Source organism: Arthrobacter sp. Hiyo1 (assembly GCF_001263615.2).
In the GTDB taxonomy this organism is placed as follows: Bacteria; Actinomycetota; Actinomycetes; order Actinomycetales; family Micrococcaceae; genus Arthrobacter.
The window spans coordinates 232,372-234,160 of the sequence record NZ_DF952475.1 but is presented as its reverse complement, the minus strand read 5'-3'; the positions used below and the strand labels follow the sequence as shown (position 1 = coordinate 234,160).

3 protein-coding genes and 1 pseudogene are annotated in these 1,789 nt (G+C 65.6%); all 4 read left to right on the top strand.

Annotated elements, in window-relative coordinates:
• Nucleotides 1-404, top strand: a pseudogene (locus tag AHiyo1_RS25040) (DNA-binding protein); the annotation flags it as partial.
• Nucleotides 401-673 (top strand): ParB family protein, encoded by a 273-nt coding sequence (locus AHiyo1_RS20075; protein WP_059389749.1) that lies wholly within the window; start codon nt 401-403, stop codon nt 671-673. The pseudogene AHiyo1_RS25040 and the gene AHiyo1_RS20075, both read left to right, overlap by 4 nt.
• An 11-nt stretch (nt 674-684) precedes the next feature.
• On the top strand, nt 685-990 hold the full coding sequence (locus tag AHiyo1_RS20070) for a tudor domain-containing protein (protein WP_059389748.1): 306 nt from the start codon (nt 685-687) through the stop codon (nt 988-990).
• A gap of 189 nt (nt 991-1,179) precedes the next feature.
• Nucleotides 1,180-1,629: a hypothetical protein gene (locus AHiyo1_RS20065; RefSeq protein ID WP_059389747.1), complete on the top strand. Its 450-nt coding sequence runs from the start codon at nt 1,180-1,182 to the stop codon at nt 1,627-1,629.
• The last annotated feature ends 160 nt before the right edge of the window (nt 1,630-1,789 follow it).

Genomic DNA, 1,789 nt, shown 5'->3' with positions numbered 1-1,789 from the left:
CCCGCCTTGCCGGAGCCTGCTGGGCTGAAGCATCCGCCCTGGCCGCTGAACGCCACACCGCCGTGGAAGCCTCCTGGGCACAGGAACGCAAAGACAAAGACCAGGAGATCTCCGAGCTCGTCGCCGACCTGGACCAGGCAAGCGCTGAGAAGGATGCTGCCGCAACTGCCCACGCTGGGGAGATCACCCGGCTGGAGGCCCAGCGGGGAGCCTTGGAGCGCCAGCTCGCCGTGATCGGCAAGCAGCTGGAGGATTCCAGGGAAGCCGAGCGGGCCGCCGCCAAGGAAGCCGCGGACGCAGCACGCAAACTGGCAACGGCCGAGGTCCGCGCCAGCACCCTTGAACAGGTCCACAACGCCCTGCTGCAGCGTGTCTCCCCGGAGACAAAGGGCGCGGGGGAGTGAGCAAAGCCAAACCCGAGAGCTTTTCCCCGTACTTCGCGATCGCGGACGCCGGCCAGGTCCGGGCGGCCTTCGCGGCCGCCGGCCACCTCGAGGGATATGCATCCATCTCGGAACTGATCGAGGCCGCTACGCTCAAGGAAGTCCGCCGGCTCCAGCGCAGCCACAACAACGGCAAACCCTGGGAACCTCTACCGCCGGGAAGCGCCCGCACCGGCCGGCGCGCTAAAGACGAACTATCCCGCCACTCTGGCGCCGTTACGGCCGATTGAAGGAGAACGAGATGCAGAACCACGTCGAGACGCTGGCCATCGCCTGGGCGGAGCACGACGGCCTAGAGAGCTGGATGCTCGCCGCGCCAGATGCACGGCCCCTTTCGCGGGAAACCCTGCAGGACATTGTGTCCGACTACCTCGCCAGTCACGATCCTTTCCCGGACGGCATGAGTGTCGAGGTCGCGCGCCAGGACGGCTCTGGCTGGGAGACGGCCGTCATCGTCGAGCGACCGGGTACGGATGAATGGACCGTCGAGTACGACGACGGCACCCAGGCCTGGCGCGATCACAGCGAGCTGCGTCCACGCCGTTAACGGTAGAGAAGGAGTAGGCAATGTGTGATTCGAGCTTGTGGGTAAGCGACCCTAGTCGGAGGTTGGCGCTGCAATAAATGTCGGAGGACCGTCTTAGACTCTGGTCCAGATCCACAGAAAAGGCTTGCCGCACCCCAGCAGAAGCGCCGCAAGGTCCGCCAACCACTCGCCTCAGGGAAGGAACCCGACATGAGGGAAGAAAGCCCCCAGGGAGGGAAACTGATGATCACCGATGGCACAGGACTCACAGACCGCCGTGCCCAGCTCTTCCGGAAGCTCACGATCGTCATTCCCTCTGTCTACGCAGTCCTGGCTATTGTCCTCCTCGCGTTCGCTCCGTCGAAAGCCCAGTTGGCTCTTGCCGCCACAGACCCGTCCGCCTTTGCCGTTGCCAACCCGATCGCGACCTGGTCGCTGGCTCCGGTCCTCCTGGTCAAGGATCTGGCGGCACTCGGCACGATCGTCCTGGCCGGACTCTGGATCGTCGCCGGCTTCGGCATGTTCGTCGGCTGCACCCTGTACGCCAGGAGCAAGGCGGCGGTAGCAACCGGAGCGCTCACCGCTGCTGCCGGAGCCGCAGGCTTGTACGCCGCCGTGTGGCTCTTTGGTCTGGTCGCCCAGCGGCTTGGCGGAGTCTAGAACTCAGGAGGAACCACCAGCGATCGGGACGGCGTCAAGGTTTCCTGGCACCCCTCTCTGGCTTTCCCGTGGGATGTCGTTATCGGGGCCAAACCCGAGAGCTTTTTCGCCGTACTTCGCGACCGCCGACGCCTGCCGGGTCCGGGCGGCCTTCGCGGCC